Source organism: Pseudomonas sp. FG98 (assembly GCF_057808595.1).
On record NZ_JBMDIJ010000103.1, the window covers coordinates 1 to 17,252 of the forward strand.

At 64.8% G+C, this 17,252-nt stretch carries 13 protein-coding genes; 6 read left to right on the forward strand and 7 right to left on the reverse strand.

From position 1 onward, the window contains the following. Positions 1-112: 112 nt before the first annotated feature. From ACODSK_RS29560 to ACODSK_RS29585, 6 genes are all read right to left on the reverse strand, one after another. The gene (locus tag ACODSK_RS29560; protein ID WP_489021271.1) at positions 113-1,024 is read right to left on the reverse strand and encodes a DMT family transporter; all 912 of its coding nucleotides are present in this window, start codon (positions 1,022-1,024) and stop codon (positions 113-115) included. 258 nt (positions 1,025-1,282) lie between these two features. Beyond that, positions 1,283-2,773, reverse strand: a complete 1,491-nt coding sequence (locus tag ACODSK_RS29565) for an aldehyde dehydrogenase (RefSeq protein WP_489021255.1) — start codon at positions 2,771-2,773, stop codon at positions 1,283-1,285. 1 nt (position 2,774) lies between these two features. Further along, positions 2,775-3,677, reverse strand: a complete 903-nt coding sequence (locus ACODSK_RS29570) for a dihydrodipicolinate synthase family protein (protein ID WP_489021257.1) — start codon at positions 3,675-3,677, stop codon at positions 2,775-2,777. A gap of 41 nt (positions 3,678-3,718) precedes the next feature. Further along, positions 3,719-5,047, reverse strand: coding sequence for an MFS transporter (locus ACODSK_RS29575; RefSeq protein WP_489021259.1), 1,329 nt, complete (start codon positions 5,045-5,047; stop codon positions 3,719-3,721). A 191-nt stretch (positions 5,048-5,238) separates the two neighbouring features. After that, positions 5,239-6,558, reverse strand: a complete 1,320-nt coding sequence (locus tag ACODSK_RS29580; protein WP_489021261.1) for an NAD(P)/FAD-dependent oxidoreductase — start codon at positions 6,556-6,558, stop codon at positions 5,239-5,241. Between the two features lie 93 nt (positions 6,559-6,651). Next, positions 6,652-7,374 carry a GntR family transcriptional regulator gene (locus ACODSK_RS29585; protein ID WP_489021262.1) on the reverse strand — a complete coding sequence of 241 codons (723 nt, stop codon included), beginning with the start codon at positions 7,372-7,374 and terminating at the stop codon, positions 6,652-6,654. A gap of 647 nt (positions 7,375-8,021) precedes the next feature. Here ACODSK_RS29585 and ACODSK_RS29590 point away from each other — a divergent pair. The 5 genes from ACODSK_RS29590 to ACODSK_RS29610 all read left to right on the forward strand — a co-directional run bounded on the left by ACODSK_RS29590 (position 8,022) and on the right by ACODSK_RS29610 (position 12,936). Continuing rightward, positions 8,022-8,873: a glycine betaine ABC transporter substrate-binding protein gene (locus ACODSK_RS29590; protein ID WP_330077881.1), complete on the forward strand. Its 852-nt coding sequence runs from the start codon at positions 8,022-8,024 to the stop codon at positions 8,871-8,873. 105 nt (positions 8,874-8,978) lie between these two features. Continuing rightward, entirely contained in the window at positions 8,979-10,076 is a 1,098-nt protein-coding gene (locus ACODSK_RS29595; protein WP_489021263.1) for a quaternary amine ABC transporter ATP-binding protein, read from the forward strand. Further along, positions 10,073-10,933 (forward strand): ABC transporter permease, encoded by an 861-nt coding sequence (locus tag ACODSK_RS29600; protein ID WP_489021265.1) that lies wholly within the window; start codon positions 10,073-10,075, stop codon positions 10,931-10,933. The genes ACODSK_RS29595 and ACODSK_RS29600 overlap by 4 nt, the downstream gene beginning before the upstream one ends. Then, positions 10,920-11,771: an ABC transporter permease gene (locus ACODSK_RS29605; protein ID WP_489021266.1), complete on the forward strand. Its 852-nt coding sequence runs from the start codon at positions 10,920-10,922 to the stop codon at positions 11,769-11,771. The genes ACODSK_RS29600 and ACODSK_RS29605 overlap by 14 nt, the downstream gene beginning before the upstream one ends. A gap of 151 nt (positions 11,772-11,922) precedes the next feature. Further along, positions 11,923-12,936, forward strand: coding sequence for a GlxA family transcriptional regulator (locus tag ACODSK_RS29610; protein ID WP_489021272.1), 1,014 nt, complete (start codon positions 11,923-11,925; stop codon positions 12,934-12,936). 125 nt (positions 12,937-13,061) lie between these two features. Here the strand turns inward: ACODSK_RS29610 and ydiJ are convergent, their stop codons facing one another. Beyond that, entirely contained in the window at positions 13,062-16,076 is a 3,015-nt protein-coding gene (ydiJ, locus tag ACODSK_RS29615; RefSeq protein WP_489021267.1) for a D-2-hydroxyglutarate dehydrogenase YdiJ, read from the reverse strand. A gap of 152 nt (positions 16,077-16,228) precedes the next feature. Here ydiJ and ACODSK_RS29620 point away from each other — a divergent pair, with 152 nt between their 5' ends. Next, positions 16,229-17,122 (forward strand): LysR substrate-binding domain-containing protein, encoded by an 894-nt coding sequence (locus ACODSK_RS29620; protein ID WP_489021269.1) that lies wholly within the window; start codon positions 16,229-16,231, stop codon positions 17,120-17,122. Positions 17,123-17,252 lie beyond the last annotated feature (130 nt).

Below are 17,252 nucleotides of genomic sequence, written 5' to 3' on the forward strand. Positions count from 1 at the left end.
TGCCGACGATGAGGCCATCAGCCTCGACATCGATCTTGCTGGTCTGTGTTGTTCTGGCGGGCTTCATCGCTGGCAAGGCCCCACAGGCGTATCTGCCAGCCTCAGGGGCGGGTTAGTGCACCTGCTCCGCCGTCAATTTCCCCCAGGCCGACAGCACCGTGGCGAGGATGATCAACGCTGCACCGGCCACCATCCGCAGCGACGGCTGCTCGCCGAACAGCCACCAGGCACAGGCGATCGCATACACCGGCTCCAGGGCGATGATCATCCCTGCGCTGCGCGCCTCCAGCCCTTCCAGGCTCTTGACGAACAGGTACTGGGACAACCCGGTGCAGAAGATCCCGAGCATTGCCAGGTACAGCCAGTCGCTATGGCTCAGGCCATGCACCAGCAGGGTGTCGAGGGCGAAGGGGGCAACCAGCACGGCCACGGTGAGGTTTTGCCAGAACGCCACCTGCACCGCGTTCATGCCTTGCAGGCCACGGCGGTTGGTGATCGCCAGGAGGGCGAAGGAGAAGCCCGAGGCCAGGCCCCAGAGCAGGCCGACGGTGCCCTGGTCGAGCAGGTCGAAGGACGGCACCACCAGCACCAGGCCGAGGCTGACCAGCAGCAACAGCAGGCTTTCGCGGACACCGATGCGCTCGCGGAACACCAGCAGGTCGAGCACGGCGATAAACGCCGGGAAACTGGCGAAGCCGAGGGTGGCCACGGCCACGCCACCGACCTTGATGGCGATGAAGAAACTGACCCAGTGCGAGGTCAGCATCACCCCGCTCAGGGCCATGATGCCGAAGCTGCGCCAGTTCAGGCGATGGAACACGCCGCGTTTCTGCAATTGCGCCACGGCACCGAGGGCGAGCACGGCAAAGGCCGCGCGGCCGAAGGTGATGACCGAGGCGGACGAGTGGATAAGGGCGCCGAGGATGCCGGTGAGACCGAACAGCACGGCGGCGACATGGGCCACGATCAGCGCATTGCGGTGACCGAGGGTGGAGCTGTGGGTTGAAACGTTGGAAGCGAGCATGGGCAGTAGAAAAGTCTGTGCATGGGTACGCACGCGAGCACTCTCCGGTGATCGTGCGGACTGGTTTTTGGGTAGTGGATTGTGTGGCCGCCCGGTAGGAAATCCGGGAGCCGTCGGCGCCGCAGCGTTGTAGTGGCCTGCACGGGCCGTGCTGCTCGTTCGCCGTACTGCGAAAGGAAACGGGGGTGGCCACCGCCTGCGTGGGGCGGTGGCCGGGTCAGGTACCGAACTCCGTCAGAACAGTACCCGGGTTTCAGCTCACGAAGCGTCGATCCAGATGGTCTTCAGCTCCGTGTACTGATCATGCGCCCAGATCGACTTGTCACGACCGCCAAATCCGGACTCTTTGTAGCCTCCGAACGGCGTCGAGGCATCGCCTTCGCCGAAGCAGTTGACGGTGACCACACCGGCGCGGATCTCCCGCGACAGGCGCAGGGCATTGCGCAGGCTGCCGGTGTAGGCCGAGGCGGCCAGGCCGTAGATGGTGTCGTTGGCCAGTTCGATGGCTTCATCGATGGTGTCGAAGGTGGTCACGCTGAGCACCGGGCCGAAGATTTCCTCGACGAACAGGCGGCTGTCGCGGGCCACGCCATCGACGATGGTCGGCTGCACGAACACGCCGTCCTGGGTCTCGCCACCCAGCGCGATGCTGAGCTTCTGCTCGGCAGCGTATTCCAGGTAGGAGCGGACTTTCTCGAAGTGCGCCTTGCTGACCATGGCGCCGAGACGGTTGTCCGGATCCAGCGGGTCGCCCAGTTTCCAGTCCTTCACATGCTTGGAGATCAGCGACAGCAGCTCGTCCTTGACATCCTTGTGCACGATCAGGCGCGAAGAGGCCGAGCAGTTCTCGCCCATGTTCCAGAAGGCTCCGGCGGTGACGAACTGGGCTACGGAGTCGAGGTCCTCGCAGTCGTTCATGACCACGGCCGGGTTCTTGCCACCCAGCTCCAGCACGACGCGCTTGAGGTTGGACTCGGAGGCGTACTTGAGGAACAGGCGACCGGTGTCGGTAGACCCGGTGAAGCTGACCATGGCCACGTCCATATGCCGGCCGATGGCTTCGCCAGCTTCACGGCCGCCGCCAGGCACGATGTTGAACACGCCAGCCGGGATGCCGGCTTCGAAGGCCAGTTCAGCGACGCGCAGGGCGGTGAGGGTGGTTTCCTTGGCCGGCTTGACCACGATCGAGCAGCCGGCGGCCAGGGACGGACCGATCTTCCAGGCCAGCATCAGCAGCGGGAAGTTCCACGGCAGCACCAGGCCGACCACGCCGATGGCTTCGCGCACCACCATGGTCACGGCGGCGGAGCCGGTCGGGGCGGTGGCGTCGTAGATCTTGTCGATCAGCTCGGCGTGCCAGCGCAGGGTGTGGATGGTCTCCGGCACGTCGACGTTCTGGCATTCGCTGACCGGCTTGCCGCTGTCCAGGGCTTCCAGCACGGCCAGTTCGTGGGCGTTGTCTTCCAGCAGCTGGGCGAACTTCAGCAGCACCTTCTTGCGGGCGCCCGGGGTCAGCGCGCTCCAGCGACCGTCCTCGAAGGCGGCCTTGGCCGCGGCGACGGCAACGTTGACGTCCTGCACATCGCAGGCCGCCACTTCCGCCAGCTTCTCGCCGGTGGCCGGGTTGGTGGTGATGAAGGTACGGCCGCCGATGGCGTCGCGGAATTCACCGTCGATAAAGGCCTGGTTGCGCGGTTGCAGCTTGGCGGCCAGGGCCTGGTATTCGGCTTTGCTCAGCAGTTCGGCCATTTCACTTGCCCTCTACGATGGTGGCGATGGTGCTTTTCAGCGTGCTGACAACCTGGGCCAGCTCGGCTTGTTCAGCAGCGTCCAGGCCTTGCAGCGGGGCGCGCACGCCACCGGTGCTCAGGCCGTTGAGGCTGACGCCGTGCTTGATCGACTGGACGAACTTGCCACCTTCGAGGAAGTCCATCAGCGGCATCATGGCGGCCATGATGCGGCGGCCCTTGTTGAAGTCCTTCTCGATCACGCAGGCCTCGTACAGGGCCACGTGTTCACGCGGGATGAAGTTGGAGCCGGCACAGACCCAGCTCTGCGCACCCCAGGCGAAGAACTCCAGGGCCTGGTCGTCCCAGCCGCAGGACAGCGAGATGTGCGGGTACTTGGTGGCGAGGCGGTGCAGCTGGTTCATGTCGCCCGAGCTTTCCTTGATCGCGACGATGTTCTTCACATCGGCCACGGCGTCGAAGAACTCCGGGCCCATGCTCACGCTCATGCGGCCTGGGTAGTTGTAGAGCATGATCGGCAGGTCAGCGGCGGCGTCGACCGCCTTCACGTGCACGGCGATTTCCTGCTGGGTCGGCAATGCATAAGGTGGAGTACCAACCAAGAGCGCGTCAGCCTTGATTTCCTTGGCGTGCTTGGCGAAGGCCACCGAGTCTTCGGTGCGGATCGCGCCGGTGCCGATGATCAGCGGCAGGCGGCCGTTGATCACGTCCTTGGCCTGGGCGGCCAGGTCGATACGCTCCTGGGCGGTGTGGGCGTAGTACTCGCCGGTGGAGCCGCCGATGATGATGCCGTGGATCTTCGACTCCACCAGGTAGTCGAGGACGGCGGCGAAGCCGGCCTTGTCGATGCTGCCGTCGGCGTTCAGCGGGGTCACTGCGGGGGTGTAGATGCCTTCGAATTTCATGTTTTTCTCTCCAGTGATACGCAAGGAATGTCAGGCCGCGCTCAGTTCAGCGAGGCGGCTTGTTGCAGGGTCAGGGAACGGGTTTCCGGGGCCAGGGCCCAGGCGAACAGCAGGCCGACCAGGGTGACGATGGCGGCGGCGTACATGGTCTGGGCGATGCCCAGGCTTTGCAGCGACATCGGCACCAGCCAGGTCCCCACGGCAGCGCCGATGCGCGACAGCGAGGTGCCGATGCCGACGGCCTTGGCGCGGATCTCGGTGGGGAACAGCTCGTTCGGGTACACCAGCTGCAGCACCTGGGCGCCGCCGATGAACAGGGCGTAGGCGCCGAACAGCACCAGCACCAGGGTCGGCGAGCTGTCGTGCATGGAGGCCAGGCCGAGCAGGGCCAGGCCAGACCAGAGGAAGCTGTGGATCAGCATGCTGCGCCGGCCCATGCTGTTGATCAGGCGGGTGGCGATGATGCAGCCGATGACGAACAGCAGGGTGATCGCCACCGAGCCGAACGAGGCCCAGTCGCCTTTCAGGTTGAGCGCTTCGAGGACCTTCGGTGCGAAGGAGTACACGGCGAACACCGGGATCACCGAGCACGACCAGAACATGGCGACGAACAGCATGCGCTTGCCGTAGCCGGAGTTGAGCAGGGCGAGCAGCGAGGTTTTCTTTTCCTGCGCCTGTTCCGGCAGGTTCTTCAGCGAGAAGGCCTTGCCGTAGACCTGCTTGATGATCGCTTCGGCTTCAGCCGGGCGGTTCTTGCTCAGCAGCCAGCGTGGCGACTCCGGAGTGCCCAGGCGCACGGCGAACAGCAGGGCGCCGATCACCGCCGGGCTGGCCAGCACCAGGCGCCAGTTGTCGTCACCGCCGGCGGCGAGCACGAAGTGGCCGACGATATAGGCGAAGGCGGCACCGGCGAACCACAGGATGGTCAGGGTGGCCAGGCGCGGGCCGCGGTATTTCTTCGGCAGGAATTCCACCAGCAGCGCGGTGGCCACCGGGTATTCGATACCGACCGCGACGCCGATCAGGAAGCGCAGGGCGAACAGCATCGGCCCGGACTCGACCCACAACTGCGCCAGCGAGGCGAGGATGAACAGGGTAGGGCCGACGAAGAAGATGCGCTGGCGGCCGAAGTGGTCGGTGAGCCAGCCACCGAGGAAGCCACCGAAGAAAATGCCGATCAGCGCCGAGGCGGCGATCATGCCCTGCCAGAACGCATCGAGGGCGAGGCCGGCGGACATCTGCACCATGGCTACGCCGATGATGCTGAGCACATAGCCGTCGACGAACGAGCCACCGCCGGAACGCACGGTAAGCAACTGGTGAAAGCGATTGAGGGGTACGTCTTCAACGGATTGATTGGAAGTTGTCATTATTGTTTCCTGCACTATCGAACCTGTTTTCCGGCCGAGCGGGTCCGCGGCGCTGAAAAGGAACTTCAGTCCGGGGATTGGCGCCTGGCCGGCGCGACACTGTTTGTTGCTACTTCAATCGTGTTGGCTGGACCATTTTGGGACTGCTTTGCAGTCCTTTCGCGGGCAAACCACGCTCCTACAGGAGCACTTCAGCTTTCTTTGCCGGCGCGCATCTGGCCCCAGGTCAGGTTGGCGTTCACGCCAAGCGACAGGAACGGTTGCGGCGGGTTGGCATTCGGGCCCGGAGACTTCAAGAGGAAGTCGATCAGGTCGTTCTTCTCCCCGGCCAGCCAGTCCGCCAGCAACTTGCCGGTGGCAGTGCCGCGGGTAACGCCAAGGCCGTTGCAGCACAGCGCGCCATACACGTTCGGCGCCAATTGGCCGAAGTAGCTTTCATGGTTGCGCGACATGGCCAGGGCGCCGCCCCAGGTGTATTCGATGCCGACGTCCGGGAGCATCGGGAAGCGCCGGGCGAACGAGGCCTTGTGCCGTGCGACGTAGCGCTGCAGGTACTTGGGATTGGCGCGGCCGTCCGGGTTGAAGCTGAAGCTGTTGCGGATCAGCAAGCGCTGGTCCGGGGTGCGGCGCACCGTGGTGCCGAACGGGTCGGCCGGGATCACGCCCCAGTACGGCTTGCCGCCCAGGCGCGCCTGTTCCTGCTCGGTCATCGGCCGGGTCAGGCTGGCGTAGGTGAACACTGGCAGCATGGCGCCCTTGAGGAAGCCGAAGTGACCGCCGAAGGCATTGTTGGCCAGCACCAGCTTGTCGGCGGTGATGCTGCCACGGGCATGGCGCAGCACGGTCTTGCTGCCGTACTCGAAGTCGGTGATCGGGGTGTTTTCGTAGAGAGTGACGTTGCTCGGCAGGCTGTCGGCCAGGCCCTTGACCATGGCCGAAGGCTGGATCAGCGCGGTGCCGGGGGTGAACAGCGCCTTGCGGTAGAAGTGGGTGCCGATGTGCTCCGGCAGGTCGGCGCCTTCGATCACCTCGAAGGGCTGGCCGAGCTTTTCCAGACCGCGCCGGTAGGCGTCGAGCACGGCGATGCCGCGATCTTCCACGGCGGCCTGGTACTTGCCGCAGAACTTCATCTGCGCGTCGATACCATGCTCGGCGACCAGGTCCTTGAGGTAGTTCTGCCCGGTGAGGTTCAGGCGCAGGCAGGTCCTGGCGATAGCGATGTCGCCGATATAGTCCTCGGCGCCGATATCGTGGGGCAGGTCTATGGCGAAGCCGGCGTTGCGGCCAGCGGTGCCGAAACCGACTTCCTGGGCTTCGATCAGGAGGATCTGTTCATCGGGGAAATTCAGCGCCAGCTGGCGTGCGGCGGCGAGGCCGACATAGCCGGCGCCCAGCACCACCCAGCGAGCATGGCTGGTGCCGGAATGAGCGGGCCGCGGCGTGCGCTTGGGGCTCAGGTGATACCAACCGCACGAACTGTCGTCGGCCGGCAACGAGGTTACTTTTGTCATTTCAGGGACCTGGCTGTTCTTGTTTGATCCGGTGTTGCCACCCAGGCCGAAATGCTTCACGAAACCTCGTGAACCTTCATGCTCCGGGCTGTTTCAAAGCGCGAGCGATACCTCCATGCCTTCCGGTGCGGCGTACTCCGCCATGCGCCGGCGCGACAGTTCCATATGCTCGCGAATCAGTTGTCCCGCTGCCTCGGTGTCGTGGCGGGCGATGGCCTCGATGATCTGGTCGTGCTGGTCGCAGGCCAGTTCGAGGTCTTTCTGCATGTCCACGGTGGTCGGGTGGCGGTAGAAAATCTTGCCCAGTCGCGCGTGGTCGATCAGCACACGGCGCAGGCTCGGCATCAGGTAATCGTTGTGCGCCATCTTGCCGATCTCGAGATGGAACTCGTCGTTGTAGATGACGCGGTTTTCCACGTGCTGCTCTTCGATGGCCTGGCGGAACCGGGCCTGGATCTGCCGCAGTTCGGCGATCTCGGCCTCGGTGGCGCGGGTTGCCGCCAGTTGCGTGGTGGCGATATAGACCAGCGGCGCGGCGAGGAAGAACGCACGCAGTGATTCATGACTCATGGCCGCCACCCGCGGTGCGCGGTTGGCCTCCAGCTCGATGTAACCCTCGGCGGCGATCTGTCGCAGCAACTCGCGCACTGGCGGTCGGGACAGGCCGAACTCGTCGCACAACGCCAGTTCATCCACCACCGCTCCGGGCGCCAGCTCCATGCTCAGGATGCGCCGGCGCAGCGCTTCGGCGAGAAGCGCCTTGCGATCCGGGGAGGCATCGGCAGGGGTGGAGGAGACAGCCGCGGTGGCTTTCATGGGAGCCTTTTTTGTACTCATCAGGTTGTGTCTACAATTTGTATAACGACTATAGGTGAGGATTAGACAATGTGTCTACAGATATTTCGATGAGCGGTCGGGCCTGCTTATCTAGGTAACTGAGACGGGGTCTGGTCCCCGGTTTTATTGGGTTTTGTGGCGTCTTGCAGGGCCTCATCGCTGGCAAGCCAGCTCCCACAGGAACTGCATGCACCGTTCCTTGTGGGAGCTGGCTTGCCAGCGATGAGGACACATCAGGCGATGGAAATGTCAGCTCTTTATGGCATCCAAGAGACACACTCTTATCAATTCCCGCCATCGACATGTCCACCCGCGACAGCCTTTTTACCCGCTTCAGAGCCCCGAGAGCCCTGAAAACACTGGGGAAAATAGCACTTCTACTGAATTCTTTTTGAATTCCTTGGGTATACACAAAGAATACAATTCCGTTGACCGCCCTCGGAACCCGTGCGAATCTCGCCAAAAGGCCAGTGTTCGCGGGGCCTTGCGCCACTCGGCAGGCCTTGCCGGGCGTCAGAAAACCCCCGCCAGAAAGTTGTGAAAGACGCAGTGCAAAAAAAGATCAACAACAATCAACGGGAGCCCCAGGCGCCCGGCCAGCACCACAACCCAGGAGACGAACAACAATGAAACTCTTCCGCAAAGCGCTCTGTACGCTCGCCATGGTCGGTCTCACGGTGTTCCAGGCCCAGGCCGAGGAAAAGACCATCACCATGGGTACCCTGTCGTGGGAAGACCTTACCCCGATCACCACCGTCACCAAGAAAGTCCTCGAAGACGCCGGCTACACCGTCAAGGTGACCAACTTCTCCGAGTGGGGCATCGCCTACGCGGCCCTGGGCAAGGGTGATATCCAGTTGCTCGCCTCGCAGATCGACTACGCCGCGCAGGACTATTGGAAGAAGAACAAGAACCGTCTGGAGAAGATCTCGCCGGTTTCCCACGGTCTGTACCAGGCCATCGCCGTACCCAAGTACGTGACCATCGACTCCCTCGAAGAACTCAACGCCAACGCCGACAAGTTCGGCAACAAGATCGTCGGCATCGAGCCGGGTTCGGGCCTGATGAGCGACGCGGCCAAGGCCGTGACCGACTACGGCCTCAAGCTCAACCTGCTCGAAGGCAGTACCGCCGCCATGACTGCCGCCCTCAAGTCCGCCGTGGACCGCAAGGAGTGGATCGCGGTGACCACCTGGGAACCGTCGTGGATGAGCCAGAAGTTCGACGTGAAGTTCCTCAAGGACCCGAAAGGCTCCTTCGCTCCGCCCCAGGGCTACTACTGGATCGGCCAGAAGGGCTTCTCCGCCGCCTACCCGCAGGCGCGTGAGCTGATCGCCGGGGTCTACCTGCCACTGGCCGACATCACCGCGATCAACGGCGAGATGAAGGACGGCAAGACCGTGGAACAAGCGGTGCAGGACTGGTCGACGAAAAATGCCGACCTGATCAAGCGCTGGGAAAACATCAAAAAATACTGATTTGCGCCACCGCGTTGCCCGGGCCGCCGTCCGGGCAGCGCTTTAACACTGCCGAACTGAACGTAATAAAAAAGCCAACCAGATTTCTGGTTCGACGGGTGCGAGATGAACACAGCAAGCGATGTAGCTGAAGACGTATTGGTGGAGTGCCAATCGGTCTGGAAGATTTTTGGCAAGAACGCCGATACCGCCATGCGTGCTTATAAAGAGCGTGGTTTGTCGAAGAAGCAGATTCTTCAGGACCATGGCTGTGTCGTCGGCGTCTCCAACGTCAGCCTCAAGGTCAGGCGCGGCGAGATCTACTGCATCATGGGCCTGTCCGGCAGCGGCAAGTCCACCCTGATCCGCATGTTCAACCGGCTGATCGACCCCACCTCCGGGCAGATCCTGATCAAGGGCAAGGACATCGCCAGCCTCGACGCCGCGGCCCTGCGCGAAACCCGCGCGCGGCACATCGGCATGGTGTTCCAGAGCGTGGCCCTGCTGCCGCACCGCACGGTGCTGGAAAACGCCGCCTTCGGCCTGGAGGTGCGCGGCATTTCCAAGGCCGAGCGGCACAAGGTGGCCGAGCAGGCGCTGGCCAAGGTCGGTTTGAGCGACTGGGCCGCGCGCTACCCGGACGAGCTGTCCGGTGGTATGCAGCAGCGCGTCGGCCTGGCCCGGGCGATCACCTCCGACCCGGAAGTGATCCTGATGGACGAACCCTTCAGCGCCCTCGACCCGTTGATCCGCCGCCAGTTGCAGGACGAGTTCCGCCAGTTGACCAAGTCGCTGGGCAAGTCCGCCGTCTTTATTACCCACGATCTCGAAGAGGCGATCCGCATCGGCGACCGCATCGCCATCATGAAGGACGGGGTGATCATCCAGGAGGGCAGCGCCGAGGACATCGTGCTCAAGCCCGCCGATGACTATGTGGCGGAGTTCGTCGCCGGCATCTCGCGCCTGCACCTGGTCAAGGCGCACTCGATCATGTCGCCGCTGGCCGCCCATCCGGGGCTGGACGCGAGCCGCCTGCCAAGCGCCGGCCCGCAGGCCGACCTCGATGCATTGATCAACCTGATGATCGGCTCCGGTGGCGATGCCCTGGCGGTGGTGGAAAACGGCCAGGTGCTTGGCGTGATCACCCAGCAGGACTTGCTGCGCGGCGTGCAGGGCGCACCGGCGCTGGAGCAGCCGGCACCGCAAGCGGAGCACGCGCTATGAGCCCCGTGGAATTCGCCGCAGCTTTCGACGAATTCGTCGATGCGCGGCTGGAATGGCTGTCGGACAACGGCGCCTGGTTCTTCGACGGCCTCAACGACGTGCTGCACGCCGGTTACCAGGCCATCTACAACGGCCTGACCTGGCTTCCATTCTGGGCGGTGATCCTGGCTTTCGGCCTGCTCGGCTGGCGCTTGACCGCCAGTTGGCGCTTCGCCCTCGGGACGATGCTCGGCCTGGTGCTGTGCGTGGCCATGGGCTTGTGGCCGCAGACCATGAGCACCCTGGCGCTGGTCCTTTCGGCCACCAGCATGGCGTTGATCATCGGCATTCCCCTGGGTGTCGCCGCCGGGTTGATGCCGTCGCTGGACCGGGTCAGCGAACCGGTGCTGGACCTGATCCAGACCCTGCCACCCTACATCTACCTGCTGCCGGCCATCGCCCTGCTGGGCTACGGTCCCGGCACCGCGCTGGTCGCCACCTTCATCGTCGCAGTGCCGCCGGTGGTGCGCCTGACCTCCCTGGGTATCCGCATGACCCCCAAGGTGTTCATCGAACTCGGCCAGGCCACCGGTACCACCGGCTGGCAGCAGTTCTTCAAGATCCGCCTGCCGTTCGCCCTGCCAAGCATCATGGCCGGGGTCAACCAGGGTCTGATGATGGCTTTCGGCATGGTGGTGATCGCCGGCATCGTCGGCTCCGGCGGGCTTGGTGAAGTGATCTACGGAGCGATCCGTACCCTGGACATCGCCATGTCGATCAACGCCGCCATCGCCATCGTCATCCTTACCCTGATCCTCGACCGGATGGCCCAGAGCGCCACCCGTCTCGGCCGGAGGGCTGTGCATGAATCCCGCTGATATCAAGTTTTCCCCGGGCGCCTGGCTGGCGCCGTCGGTGGACTGGCTCAACGCCAATCTGCACGGCCTGTTCGCCCTGATCAGCCGCTTTATCGAAAGCGTCCTCGGCGGCATCGAAGGCGTGCTGCTGGTGATCCCGCCCTACGGCATGATCGCCCTGGTGGCCGTGGCCGCGTTCTTCCTGGTCAACCTGCGCGCGGCGATCCTTGCTGTGGTCATGCTCGGTTTCTGTTTGCTGTCCGGCTTCTGGGTGGCCTCGATGCAGACCATCGCCCTGGTCACGGTGGCGGTGTTGATCTCGGTGGCGGTGGCCTTTCCCATCGGTGTCGCCGCTTCGCGGATCAAGCGTCTGGACGCCGTGCTCAGCCCGATCCTCAACGTCATGCAGACCGTGCCGCCTTGGGTCTACCTGATTCCGGCAGTGATGGTGTTCAGCCTGGGCAAGGTCCCGGCGATCCTCGCCACCATCATCTACGGCATTCCGCCGATGCTGCGCCTGACCACCCTGGCGTTCAACCAGGTGCCCCGCGACCTGCTGGAACTGGGCCGGGCCCTGGGCGCCGCGCCGCGGGCGATCCTGCTCAAGATCGAACTGCCCGCGGCCATGCCGACCCTGCTGGTGGGCCTGAACCAATGCATCCTGCTGTCCCTGGCCATGGTGGTTCTGGCCGGGCTGGTGGGGGCGGGCGGCCTCGGCGCGGAAGTGACCCGCGGCCTGACCCGGATGGAAATGGGCCTCGGCCTGCGTGCGGGCCTGGCGATCGTCGCCGTGGCCCTGTTGCTCGATCGCTTGTCCCGTGGCGCCCTGCAAGGTCGCCGGATACGGGCCGCGACATAAACAGAAAAAGCCGAAGGACAGTTGGACACCGCCACGCCGGCGTGCATCATTCGACGATGCACGCCGGCGTAGCGGTTTCAGCGCTTCGGTATTCATAGAACAAGATCGGAAGGCAGATAACGTGGTTGAAAGAAGGCATTTCAGTGATGCCATGCAGGGCTCGAACCTGCGCTTCACGGGCGAAAAGGGCCAGGCGCCGGGCGGGCAGGGCAGGGTCGGGTTCATCCTGCTCGAACACTTCTCCCTGCCGGCCTTCACCCAGGCGTTGGACACGGTGGTCACCGCCAACCTGATCCAGGCGGCGTCCTTTACCTATCGCACCTTCACCCTCGATGGCGGCTCGCGGGTCAGCGACCTCGGCCTGGTGATCTGCCCGGACGCGCCGCTCAATGCGGCCGCCCTCGACGACCTCGACCTGCTGGTGGTCTGCGGCGGCCTGCGCACCGTGCTGCGGCCGATCCCGGAGCTCAACCAGATCCTGCACAAGGCCGCGGAAAAGCACGTGGCCCTTGGCGCCCTGTGGAACGGCGCCTGGTTCCTCGGCCAGGCCGGGCTGCTCGACGGCTACCGCTGCGCCGTGCACCCGGAGCACCGCGGCGCCGTGGCGGAAATCGCCAAGGACAGCCAGGTCACCAGCGAAAGCTACATGGTCGACCGCGACCGCCTGACTGCCGCCAGCCCGTCGGGCGGCTTCCACCTGGTCCTGGAATGGATCAACAGCCGTTGCGGCCGCGGCCTGGTGGATGCCGTGGTGGACATCCTCGCCTTCGAGGAATCGCGCTATCGCCGCGCCCGCCCGACCCTGCACGAAAAAATGAGCGAACCGCTGCGCGAAGCCATCAACCTGATGAGCGCCAATATCGAGGAGCCCCTCAGCCAGGACCAGCTGGCGCACTACGTTGGCCGTTCGAAAAGGCAGATTGGCCGGCTGTTCATGACCCAGTTGGGCACCACGCCTGTGCGTTACTACCTGGAACTGCGCATCACCGAAAGCCGGCGCCTGCTGCAGCATTCCGACCTGCTGCTGATCGATGTGGCGCTGGCCTGCGGCTTTGTTTCGCCGAGCCATTTCAGCAAGTGCTACACCTCGTTCTACGGCTATGGGCCGTCGAAGGAGATTCGTTATGGGTTGGTGAAGGGCGGGAAGGCGAAGAAAGTCGAGTAGGTACTTGCGTTGATCTTGCTGGCCTCATCGCCGGCAACGCCGGCTCCCACAATGTCCGCGGCGACACTGCAACCTGTGGGAGCCGGCGTTGCCGGCGATGAGGCCCTTAAAGTCTCAGCGTTTCGTCAACCAATCACCGCCTGCAACACCACCTCCAACGGATGCCGCAACTTGCGATCGGCCATGCGCTTCACCTGGCTCCGGCACGAGTACCCGGTGGCCAGCGGCTCACCATCCTTGTCCAGCTTGCCCGCCCAGGATTGCTCGAAGATGGTTTTCGACGTTTCCTGGTTGCGCGCTTCGTGGCCGTAAGTGCCGGACATACCGCAGCAGCCAGTGGCCTCGGTCGCCAGCTTGAGGCCCAGGCGCGAGAACACTTGCTCCCACTGCTTGGTACTGGCCGGCACGTTGATCTTTTCGGTGCAGTGCGCCAGCAGGCGGAAACTGCCACCCTTGCCGCCACCTTGCTCCGGTAGCACGTCCACCAGCCATTCCTGCGGCAGCAGCACTTTCGGGCTGCCTTCCAGGCCCGGGACCTTCTGGTATTCCTGGCGATAGACCAGGGTCATCGCCGGGTCCAGACCCACCAGCGGCACGCCGCAGTCGGCCAGGGCCTTGAGCTGGGTGCCGTTGCGCACCGCGGCCTTGGCGAAGGCGCCGAGGAAGCCCTGCACATGCAGCGGCTTGCCGTTGGCGCTGTAGGGTGCCAGGTAGATGCGGTGACCAAGACGGTGGGCGAGGTCGATGAACGACGCCAGCAGCGGCGTTTCGAAGTAGCGGGTAAAGGCGTCCTGGACCAGCACGATGCTGCGCTCGCGCTGCGCCGGGGTCAGTTCGCGCAGGGCCGGCACGCTGGCGGCGCGCACACCGCAGCGCTTGAGCGTGGCCTGGAAGTTGAAGCGGCTGATCAGCGGGCTGTCGACCATGCCGATGCGTTCGGCCAGGAGGCCGCCGACGAACTTCGAACCCATCACCGCGTTGTACAGCCCCGGCGCGTAGGCCAGGTAGGGGATGGTGAATTCCAGCGAGCCGATCAGGTAGTCACGCAGCGGACGCTGGTAGCGGTTGTGGTACAGCTCGAGGAAGCGCGAGCGGAAGTCCGGCACGTTGACCTTGATCGGGCACTGCCCGGCGCACGACTTGCACGCCAGGCAGCCGGCCATGGCGTCGTAGACCTCGTGGGAGAAGTCGGCCTGGCCCTGCTTTTGCGCGCGCACATTGCGCAGGCGCTGGGGCAGGCCCTTGAGCCAGGAAACGCCGTTCGGCTTGAGCACATCGACATTCGCCGCGCCCTGCAGGCGCAGCCATTCGCGGATCAGCGAAGCGCGGCCCTTGGGCGAGTGCTGGCGCTGGCGGGTGGCCTTCCACGACGGGCACATGGCGTCGTCGGGGTCGTAGTTGTAGCAGGCGCCATTGCCGTTGCAGTGCACCGCGCTGCCGAAGCTCTGCCACACGCGCTCGTCGATCTGCCGGTCGTGCTCGCCACGCAGCGGTGCTTCGTTGACCTTGATCAGGCCCTCGGCGCTGTCCGGCGGGGTGCAGATCTTGCCGGGGTTGAGCTGGTTGTGCGGGTCGAACGCGCCCTTGAGGCGTTGCAGCGCCGGGTACAGCGCGCCGAAGTAGGCCGGCACGTATTCCGAGCGCAGGCCCTTGCCGTGCTCGCCCCAGAGCAGGCCGCCGTAGCGCTGGGTCAGCGCGGCGACGGCGTCGGAGATCGGCTTGACCAGCGCGGCCTGGGCCGGGTCCTTCATGTCCAGGGCCGGGCGCACGTGCAGCACGCCGGCATCGACGTGGCCGAACATGCCGTAGGTCAGGCCGTAGCCATCGAGCAGGGCGCGGAATTCGGCGATGTAGTCGGCCAGTTGCTCCGGCGGCACCGCAGTGTCTTCGACGAACGGCTGCGGGCGCACTTCGCCCTCGACGTTGCCGAGCAGGCCCACCGAGCGCTTGCGCATGGTGTAGACCCGGGTCACCGCCGCCGCCCCTTCGGCCAGGGTGTGGCCCAGGCGTTCGACGCTGGTGTCCTGTTGCAGGTGGGTGATGAAGTCCGCGACCCGCGCGTTGACTTCGTCCGGCTCGTCGCCGCAGAACTCCACCAGGTTGATGCCCAGGGTGGGTTTGGCCGGATCGGCCGGGAAGTATTCGGCAACGCTGTGCCAGACGATGTCCTGCATCGCCAGCATCAGCACCCGCGAGTCCACCGTCTCGATCGACAGCGGCTTGTGCGCCATCAGTGCGTTGGCGTCGCGCAGGGCATCCATGAAGCTGGTGTAGCGCACGTTGACCAGCACCGCGTATTTCGGAATCGGCAGCACGTTGAGCTTGGCTTCCACCACATAGCCCAGCGAGCCCTCGGCGCCGCACAGCACGCTGTTGAGGTTGAAGCGGCCGTCATCGTCGCGCAGGTGCGCGAGGTCGTAGCCGGTCAGGCAGCGGTTGAGCTTGGGGAAGGTGCTTTCGATCAGTTCGCCCTGGGTTTCCTGGATCTCCCGGGCCATGCGGTAGACCTCGCCGACCCGGCCGGGCAGGGCGCAAGCGGCGTCGAGGGTAGCGTCATCCACCGGCAGGCTGTGCAGGCGCTCGCCGCCGAGCAGCACGCTGTGCAGCTCCAGTACGTGGTCGCGGGTCTTGCCGTAGGTGCAACTGCCCTGGCCGCTGGCATCGGTGTTGATCATGCCGCCGACGGTGGCGCGGTTGGAGGTCGACAGCTCGGGGGCGAAGAACAGCCCGTGGGGTTTCAGCGCGGCGTTGAGCTGGTCCTTGACCACCCCGGCCTGGACCCGTACCCAGCGCTCCTCGACGTTGATCTCGAGAATCCGGTTCATGTGCCGCGACAGGTCGACGACGATACCGTCGGTCAGCGACTGGCCGTTGGTCCCGGTGCCGCCGCCACGCGGGGTCAGCTTGACCTGGCGGAAGCGGGGCTCGGCCATCAGCGCGGCGACTTTCGCCACGTCATCGGCATCCAGCGGGAACACCGCAGCCTGGGGCAGGCGCTGGTAGATCGAGTTGTCGGTGGCGAGCACGGTGCGGGTGCCGTAGTCGGTGCTGAACTGGCCGCGGAAACCGGCGGCACGCAGGGCATCGAGGAAGGCGGCGTAATCGGCGGCGGGAGCGCTCACCGGCAGTTGGGCGATCATCGGCGGATGGCCTCTTTTATAGGGGGCTAATCATGAATACCTGAGCCCAGGGTATGGTCCTGGTGCGGTCAGGTAGTGGATGATGCCAATGATTCCGCAGTGTCGCGTCGGACACAAACGGATAATCGCGCGGCCTTTGATGAGTTTTATGAATGAATTACCGCAACCTGACCCCATCCATGTCCCTGCTCCTGGCGTTCGAGGCAGCCGCCCGGCATGAAAGCTACACCCGTGCCGCCGAGGAATTGTCCCTGACCCAGAGCGCGGTCAGCCGCCAGGTGCAGAGCCTGGAGCAGCAACTGGGGGTGATCCTGTTCCGTCGCGAAGGGCGCACGGTCAAGCTCACCGACGTCGGGCGTCTGTACCAGCGCGAGATCAGCGAGGCCCTCGGGCGGATCCGCAGCGCCACCCTGCACGCCATCGCCCATCAGGTCGGCGGCGGCAGCCTGCGCCTGGCGACGCTGCCCACCTTCGGTTCGAAATGGCTGTTGCCGCGCCTGCACGAGTTCTACCGGCGCCACCCGGAGGTGCTGGTGCACATCAACTCGCGGATCGAGCCGGTGGACTTCGCCGCCAGCGGCATCGACGCCGCCATCGTCGTCGCCAGCGGCGACCAGCCCGGTCTGGTCTGTCATCGCCTGCATGCCGAGGAACTGGTGGTGATCCTCTCGCCGGCGCTGGCGGCCACCCGTGATGAATGGACGCCGCGCGATCTCAGTCGGCAGCCGCTGCTCAGCGTCGCCAACAACCCCAATGCCTGGGGCGACTGGTTCACCCACCACGGCATCGCCCACCAGGCCATGCGCCTGGGGCCGAGCTTCGAACTGACTTCGCACCTGATCCAGGCGGTGCGCGCGGACATCGGCATCGGCCTGGTGCCGCGCATTCTCATCACCGACGAACTGGCGGAGGGCAAGCTGGTCAGCCCGGTGCTGCCCTATGCCAGTGCCCGTGGCTACTACCTGGTGTACCCACCGAGAAACCGCGCGCTGCCGGCGCTGGAGGCGTTCAGAGGGTGGTTGCTGGCGGAGTTGCCGGAGGATTGATTTGGTGGCTTGCCAGCAATGGCGCTTGCCTGGAAATTGCATGGAGGCTGCCATGCGCTTGCCTTGATCCTTGTGGTGTTCTTGAGATCGAGCGCCGCCCGCGCGGCGCATCGCGGCTAACAGCCGCTCC

Excerpts from the sequence above, each read along its gene's own strand:
- ACODSK_RS29560 (WP_489021271.1), bottom strand. The coding sequence starts at position 1,024 with ATGCTCGCTTCCAACGTTTCAACCCACAGCTCCACCCTCGGTCACCGC.
- ACODSK_RS29565 (WP_489021255.1), bottom strand. The coding sequence starts at position 2,773 with ATGGCCGAACTGCTGAGCAAAGCCGAATACCAGGCCCTGGCCGCCAAG.
- ACODSK_RS29570 (WP_489021257.1), bottom strand. The coding sequence starts at position 3,677 with ATGAAATTCGAAGGCATCTACACCCCCGCAGTGACCCCGCTGAACGCC.
- ACODSK_RS29575 (WP_489021259.1), bottom strand. The coding sequence starts at position 5,047 with ATGACAACTTCCAATCAATCCGTTGAAGACGTACCCCTCAATCGCTTT.
- ACODSK_RS29580 (WP_489021261.1), bottom strand. The coding sequence starts at position 6,558 with ATGACAAAAGTAACCTCGTTGCCGGCCGACGACAGTTCGTGCGGTTGG.
- ACODSK_RS29585 (WP_489021262.1), bottom strand. The coding sequence starts at position 7,374 with ATGAAAGCCACCGCGGCTGTCTCCTCCACCCCTGCCGATGCCTCCCCG.
- ACODSK_RS29590 (WP_330077881.1), top strand. The coding sequence starts at position 8,022 with ATGAAACTCTTCCGCAAAGCGCTCTGTACGCTCGCCATGGTCGGTCTC.
- ACODSK_RS29595 (WP_489021263.1), top strand. The coding sequence starts at position 8,979 with ATGAACACAGCAAGCGATGTAGCTGAAGACGTATTGGTGGAGTGCCAA.
- ACODSK_RS29600 (WP_489021265.1), top strand. The coding sequence starts at position 10,073 with ATGAGCCCCGTGGAATTCGCCGCAGCTTTCGACGAATTCGTCGATGCG.
- ACODSK_RS29605 (WP_489021266.1), top strand. The coding sequence starts at position 10,920 with ATGAATCCCGCTGATATCAAGTTTTCCCCGGGCGCCTGGCTGGCGCCG.
- ACODSK_RS29610 (WP_489021272.1), top strand. The coding sequence starts at position 11,923 with ATGCAGGGCTCGAACCTGCGCTTCACGGGCGAAAAGGGCCAGGCGCCG.
- ydiJ (WP_489021267.1), bottom strand. The coding sequence starts at position 16,076 with ATGATCGCCCAACTGCCGGTGAGCGCTCCCGCCGCCGATTACGCCGCC.
- ACODSK_RS29620 (WP_489021269.1), top strand. The coding sequence starts at position 16,229 with ATGAATTACCGCAACCTGACCCCATCCATGTCCCTGCTCCTGGCGTTC.